This window comes from Bifidobacterium sp. AGR2158 (genome assembly GCF_000424225.1).
GTDB classification, from domain to species: domain Bacteria; phylum Actinomycetota; class Actinomycetes; order Actinomycetales; family Bifidobacteriaceae; genus Bifidobacterium; species Bifidobacterium anseris.
In genome coordinates, this window is sequence record NZ_AUJM01000003.1 from 1 (window position 1) to 6,734 (window position 6,734).

5 protein-coding genes, 1 rRNA gene and 1 pseudogene are annotated in these 6,734 nt (G+C 58.1%); 4 read left to right on the top strand and 3 right to left on the bottom strand.

Features of this window, described 5'->3' with window-relative positions:
* Positions 1 to 524 precede the first annotated feature (524 nt).
* The 4 genes from G606_RS0100290 to G606_RS11055 all read left to right on the top strand — a co-directional run bounded on the left by G606_RS0100290 (position 525) and on the right by G606_RS11055 (position 5,081).
* Complete coding sequence (locus G606_RS0100290) at positions 525 to 2,438, top strand: nitrilase-related carbon-nitrogen hydrolase (RefSeq protein WP_155802680.1); 1,914 nt, start codon at positions 525 to 527, stop codon at positions 2,436 to 2,438.
* A 243-nt stretch (positions 2,439 to 2,681) separates the two neighbouring features.
* Entirely contained in the window at positions 2,682 to 3,332 is a 651-nt protein-coding gene (locus G606_RS09205) for a response regulator transcription factor (RefSeq protein WP_051198237.1), read from the top strand.
* Between the two features lie 598 nt (positions 3,333 to 3,930).
* Positions 3,931 to 4,719, top strand: a complete 789-nt coding sequence (locus G606_RS0100305; RefSeq protein ID WP_133120903.1) for a hypothetical protein — start codon at positions 3,931 to 3,933, stop codon at positions 4,717 to 4,719.
* Between the two features lie 215 nt (positions 4,720 to 4,934).
* Entirely contained in the window at positions 4,935 to 5,081 is a 147-nt protein-coding gene (locus G606_RS11055) for a hypothetical protein (RefSeq protein WP_155802683.1), read from the top strand.
* Positions 5,082 to 5,087: 6 nt separating this feature from the next.
* On the opposite strand, the gene G606_RS09210 is transcribed toward G606_RS11055, so the two are convergent.
* The 3 genes and pseudogenes from G606_RS09210 to rrf all read right to left on the bottom strand — a co-directional run bounded on the left by G606_RS09210 (position 5,088) and on the right by rrf (position 6,592).
* Positions 5,088 to 5,492, bottom strand: coding sequence for a hypothetical protein (locus G606_RS09210; RefSeq protein ID WP_231371359.1), 405 nt, complete (start codon positions 5,490 to 5,492; stop codon positions 5,088 to 5,090).
* A 61-nt stretch (positions 5,493 to 5,553) separates the two neighbouring features.
* Positions 5,554 to 5,973, bottom strand: a pseudogene (locus G606_RS11500) (MFS transporter); the annotation flags it as partial.
* 502 nt (positions 5,974 to 6,475) lie between these two features.
* Positions 6,476 to 6,592, bottom strand: a 5S ribosomal RNA gene (gene rrf, locus G606_RS0100325).
* Positions 6,593 to 6,734: the final 142 nt, after the last annotated feature.

The following is a 6,734-nucleotide window of genomic DNA, read 5'->3' on the forward strand; positions in this document are numbered from 1 at the left end:
AACCCCCTCGGGTACCACACGGGCGGGCATCGGACTGGCAATCAAAGACCACCACACAACCAACACGAAGTCAGTCGCATGATGAAGTAGTACAGTACACACTATTGAGTTCTCAAACCACCACACACAGCCAACGACCCTCCGGACCCAGTCCAGAAGCTCACCAACCGGCAGCAAGATGAATAACTTACACCACCCCAAACCAAAACACAAACCCACCCCCACCACAACACCCCCAAAACCCCTGCAAACACACACAACCACCGGCGTGTCGCAAACCACCCAAAACCACCCAACCAACACCACCACAACCACACCCAACAACCACCCAACAAAACCCAACCACCGGCGTGTCGCAAACCACCCAACAACACCCACAAACACCACTTCGCCCTCACCGTAGTCACGTTCATACCAAAAATGCGCGCACTAAGCTGTGCCGTACATAGCCGGCCTCATGCGCGCGTCGGTCCGCGAGCGCACGAATCACTCGAAATCCTGGACCACACCGGAAGGGGACGCTCATGTCCACATCATCATCCGAATCAATCGAATCATCGGAAATCACCGCAACCGCAAAGCCAGCACCGCGCACGATGGGATTGCCGAACAACGGTTTTGTTGCGGTCGCTACCGTCTCGCCGGCGAGTACGGTGGCCGACCCTGCGCACAATGCTCGCCTCGTGGAGGACGGACTGCGGCGTGCGGCCGCCGAAGGCGCGAACATCGTGGCGTTCCCGGAGGTCACGCTCACGTCGTACATCGCGGACGACCTGCTCTACCACAGCATTCTGCTCGAAAGTGCGGAGCGTGAACTCGGCCGGCTCGTGCGCCGTACTGCGGATCTCGATGTGCTGTATTCGGTCGGCACGCCGCTGTGCATCAACGGGAAGATCTACAACACGGTGGCAGTCTGCCACCGCGGTCGGATTCTCGGCGTGGTGCCGAAGACGTTCATTCCCACGTATGGTGTGGATTTTGAGGGGCGTTGGTTCCAATCCGGTCCTGCTGAGGTCACCGACATCACCGTGGCCGGGTTCGAGCACGTGCCGTTCGGCTCGCATCAGCTGTTCCGCTGCCGTGAACTGCCGCAGCTGTGCGTCGGGTATGAGATCTGTGAGGATATCTGGTCGCCGGATCCGCCGTCGATCAAGCTTGCGCTGGCCGGCGCCACGATCATCTGCAATGGTTCCGCATCGAACGCATCGCTCGAGAAGGACCTCTACCGCCGCGGGCTGATCAGCGGACAGAGTGCGCGCCTGCTGTGCTGCTATGCGTACTGCAGTTCCGGGCAAGGTGATTCCACCGGCGATGTGACCGTGGGCGGTCAGGAAATCATTGCTGAGAACGGCAGCGTGCTCGCGCAGGCGCAGCCGTTCGGCGAGGGGCATGCCATTGCGGACGTGGACGTGGAGAGTCTGTGGTGCGCGCGCCGTGGTATGTCGTCGTTCCACGTGGCGGCGAGCGCGCAGGCTGCCGGCTACCACGAGACCGTGTTCAGCATGGAGATCGCCGAGCATCCGCTGCTGCGGCCGGTGTCGAAGCAGCCGTTCGTGCCGGCGAACGAACGCGATCTCAACGACTGCTGCGATCTGAGTCTGACGATGCAGGCGCACGGTATGCTCGCGTTCCTGCACAACCGTGGCGCGAATCAGATGACCGTGCTCGCCGAGGACACGGCGGTCAAGGATGCCGCGCTGGCGTTGATTGCCGCGGTGAAGACGTCCGATCTCGCGCAGATCGACCGCACTGCGGTGCGCGTGCAGTTCTCCGGCGAGAAGCCGAACGCGCATGCGAAGGCGCTGCTGGATTCGCTCGCAGCCGCGCTCGACTGTACGGTGTTCGACGCGGGTCAGCCATCGATTGCGAACCCGAACGGAGCGCTCATCAATCCGGTCGATATGACCGAGCTCGCACTCGGCATCAGTGATTTCCCGATCGATCTGTCCATGCAGTACGCGGTCAACAGTCAGCTCGCGCGCTCGTTCGTGCCGCTCATGCTCGCGCGCGTCGCGCAGACGACGTCGAACGAGCGGCTGCACGCGGCGCTTGGTCCGATCATCGAACACGACGACGTGCTGCACGTACCCGAGCACGATCCGCTGGCCGCGCGCGGATTTGCGGACATCGCCCCCGCCGAGGTCGAGGATTTCTACATCGACGGTTTCCTGCGCGCGCAGTACCGCCCGTCAAAGTCGTTCCGACTTGCTCAACGCGCGTTCGGCACCGCGTACAACGACCACGAGCTGCTCAACTGGATGCGCACGTTCTACGGGCGGTTCTTCGCGACGCAGTTCATGCGGCACGACCTGCCCGACGGCCCGCGCATCGGATCGGCAGGCCTTGATCTGCGCGACGGATTCATGATGCCGACCGTGGCACAAAACACACTGTGGATTGACGAAGTGGACGAGCTGCTCGCGCAATTTAGAGAGTGATTCGCGCTCCACGCTCCAATCGGTGGTTCACGCGGCGGAGTACGCCACGTGAACCACCGATTATTTTATTATTAGCCGCCACCAGACGTTGCGCACCCGGCACCTAAGCGTGCTCGCATCAAGAAAATCTTGAGCATGATTTCCAATTCGCATGCCATCTGAGATATCGTGGCATCGCGGGGCTGCGTCTTTGGGGACGCTAGTTTCACGGGAAACACGTTGTATTGAGAAGGCGGCAACCATATGATTCATATAGGCATCGTGGACAATGACGACTGCGCGCTCATAGCAATCAGCTCTCTCATTCGTGCCACATCCAAGGATTTCTCCGTTGTCTGGCAAGTGAACGATGCCCAACAGGCGCTCGCCCACACATTTCACTATTCACCCAAAGCACAAGTTATTGTGATGGATATGGGCCTATGCGGCATTTGCGGCACACAGATCTGCGAATGCATCCGCCGCCATGACGCCACCGTGGGTATCATCGGCATCACCGCCTATCCAACAGAGCTCTATCGAGACGATTGCATCCACGCAGGCGCACAGGCGCTCATCGAAAAACGTCGCCTTGCCTATGGCGAGAACATTGCGCCGCTCATTCGATCGGCCGCTCGAGGCCTCCCCTATCCGTCTGGCTCCGGATTCTATGACACCCACACGGCGTATCAACTGCTCCGCACAACGAAAGAGCACGATGCTCGGACGCTCACCAACCGTGAACTCATCGTGCTCAAGCTCTACGCCAACCATTGTTCCACCAACCAAATCGCACAACGCCTGAAGATCACCCCTGCCACCGTGTTCTCCCACGTGCGCAACGCCGTAGGCAAACTCGGCGCGTCCGACAAACGCGAGGCAATCCAACTATGCCTTAAACAGCATTTATTCTAGGCAATGGCTACTAGGTCTACTAGAAGCACACCATGCAGATAATCATCATCTCCGTTGGACAACGATGTCTTATTCCGCAATACTGGAACCAGTTGGGGAACAATCCAACAACCCAACATAATCGGGCAATGTCGCCCACCCTGAGGAAAGGACACAACCATGCAGTCAAGGAAGCTCGCACAACGTGCAACCGGAGCCCTGCTCGCCCTAGGCCTAGCGTTCGGCCTCTGCAATGTCGCCAACGCCGCCACGGCCACTTACTACCCTGTCAGCAGCGGTACCATTGAGAACGGTTACTTCCGCGGACGGTACTCCGTTCAAGCTAACTATTCGTATATCACACTCAGCACAAGCTCCAACAAAAGCACCACATGCGTGGCGAAACAAGACGGCCATGCACAACCAGCCACAGATACAGGAACGAACGGCATGGGGTGCACAGCCGCACAAAGTGGCACCATGCTGACGGTAGGCGACTACGCCTCCTACCTTGTATCCTAAACGCCCCAACCCAACGATTCCATTCTGTCCATCACGGGGCGCACCGGGAGATATCTGCCCTGAGCGCCCCGACTCATCACACTGAACTGAGAATTCCATGAAGACACGATTCCTTGACGTCATCACATGCACAGTCACCATACTGGCGCTCACTGTGTGTCTATGTGGATGTTCAACACAACCGTCAAGCGATGCCGCATCCCCCTCCGCAACGGAAAAAACGGAACGCTTAGCCCCCTCACTCTCCGCGCGCATCGAGCAACTCATTGCAACGAATAACGAATCCGATCCGCCAATGTCCGATGCGCAAATCGCAATGCTTCAACGGGCATTGGCACATGACGGCTTGGTGAGTAAGAAGGATTACGATCTCGCATGGAGCAACTACCAGCAATGCGTGATCAGCAAAGGCTATACGGCTCCTGTCGCTACCCCCTATCCGGAAGGTCTACGCGGCACCAGCATCTCACCAAATGTAGGAGACCGAGGTGATGAGGTAATGATGAAGGTCATCAACGATGCAGCCGATTGTAAATTCCGTGAGTATCAGGCAATAGATGAGATGTATACGCTGGCAAAAGGCAACCCCAATCTCTATCAGGATCGCGAAGTGGGCTTCGCCGAATGCTTGCGTCGCAACGGTCTGACTGAGCCATCCTATACTGCGCAACAATACAAAGAAGAATACGCACGAAGCCAAGCGCTATATAGCGAGAAGATCAGCGAGGGAGGCAGCATCAGCGAAGCTTGGGATTATTCCAAACAAGCGTTCAGCTACGATTTCGACGACGCCAAAGTGCAGCTCTGCTACATCACGAATCGGTTGGACGTGAAATCATGGGGACCAGACGATGCCGACCATGCGTGGTACCCATTCGGAGAATGAGTCGGGGTACGCCGTTCAGCTTGTGAAGCACACGCGCCGTTGGTAGACATCCATCGTCTGCGGTTATCTGTCGTCTGCGTACTCTATAGCGACAGATAACCGAATATCTGTCGCTATAGTGGAATGAAGCGACAGATATCAGCGAGTGCGGAACGGAGTAGCCAACGGTCACATGGACAATTCCAGCAACGGGCCACGAGCGCCATATCTGGCATGTGGCTGACGACGTCTATGTTTCGCGCTCGCACCGCGCTCGTGGCAGCGGCGAATATGAATCTGCCGTGCCCATCCGCCTTGCCGATCTGGATTTCGCAATGCTCATGGAGCGCGCGTCCGTGCGCGACCTGACCGCCGGCGAATAGCCGCAATCAATCAAGATTGATCGGATGACGACGTTCGTTGAGGAACGCGCGCAGATTCGCGAGCGTCGCCACCACCACGAACACTGAGACGATTGTGAACGCCCAGACGCCGCCCTGCTTGGTGGCCTGCATATAGTCGTCGGAACCGACCGTACCGTGGCCAGCCTGCGCAATGGACAGGCACAGCGCCATCACTGTGGTGCCGACCGCACCACCGAGCTGCTGCAGTGTGTTGAACATGGCGTTGCCGTCCGCGTGCGGTGTGGGAGGAATGTTCGCGAGACCCGCGGTCATCGTGTTCGCGAAGCTCATTGTGCAACCACACATGTACACGATGTAGCCGATGATGCGGATCCAGATGTTCACGCTGCCCGGAATGAACAGCATGATGAGCAGACCGGCGAGCGCCACGGCCGGTGCCGGCGCCCTGCAGCAGGCGCGCGATCATCAGCATGGCGAAGTTCATGGAAACGGACGCAAACGCAAGACCGGCCACACAGAGCACCATGGCAATGATGAACGTTGTCCTGTTCGTGAACCTGCGGTTGCAGTACGACGAAATCGGAATGACGATGGCCACCATGAGCAGGTAGCCGGTCGTGAGCCACTGCACGACGGCCGTGCTCACGTGGAACTGGTCCATGAGAATCGGGAACAGCACGTTCGTCATCGTATCGGTGAGGATGCCGACGAATGCCATGATGCCCACGGCGATAATCGAGAGGAGGAGTGTTCTGCTGACTGAGGTTGGGAATTGCTGAATGGAGAGCACATCCGCCGGTGTCTCGTTCTTCGGCTGTGCTTTCGCGTCTTGTACGCCAATGACTTCGGAAGGTGCGGACTTCCTGGGTTCTTCATTGCTGGGGGAAATCGGAGTCCTGCTTGTGGTCATGCCGATGTGAGCTGTTTCCGGCCATCCTTCCGTGGCCTAGCTGATGATTTCGGAAACCCACGGTGCCAAGCGAGTCGGGAATCCACGCAGCGTTGTGCCCACGACTGGTGCGGTGGAGCTGCTCGAATCGTCCAGAACGAACCTGTTTAGTTTACTCGACCGTCCGCCCAACGATTCGGACGGTTTCATCTATTGGCACAGATAATCATAATCAACGGATAGTCAGCGGCGCAGATAACACAGTGGCCGATCTGACCGCGGGGGTTACCGCGGTCAGATCGGCCACTGAATTCAGCTGTAGTCAATCAATCAGTCGGTCACCTTGATGTACGACTTGATTGTCTTGCGATCCGCCATGTCCTGATACGCCTGATTGATTTCGTCGAGCGTGTACTCATGCGTGAACACGAGGCTCGGGTTGATTTCGCCGTTGGGTGTGGAGGTGTTTGGCTTCGGGATATGGGAAAGCCCACCGTGTGGTGGGCTTTCGTGTGAAGTGTGGGTGCGGCGGCGTGCTACTCTCCCACACCCTGTCGGGTGCAGTACCATCGCCGTGCCAGGTCTTAGCTTCCGGGTTCGGAATGGGACCGGGCGTCTCCCCTGGGCTGTGACCGCCGCAAGACTGTATTGTGTTATTCATGGTCGACCCCCGGGTGGGGGTTGGTGGGTGGTTCGGGGACCGGATGGTGGACGCGGGCGCAGGTGTTCGTATGGAAGGAACGGGTGTTCGTTGCGGTTTCGTGTTGATGCTTGTATCGTGT

Bases quoted from the DNA above. Each gene is read 5' to 3' on its own strand.
- G606_RS0100290 (WP_155802680.1), top strand. From the start codon at position 525: ATGTCCACATCATCATCCGAATCAATCGAATCATCGGAAATCACCGCA.
- G606_RS09205 (WP_051198237.1), top strand. From the start codon at position 2,682: ATGATTCATATAGGCATCGTGGACAATGACGACTGCGCGCTCATAGCA.
- G606_RS0100305 (WP_133120903.1), top strand. From the start codon at position 3,931: ATGAAGACACGATTCCTTGACGTCATCACATGCACAGTCACCATACTG.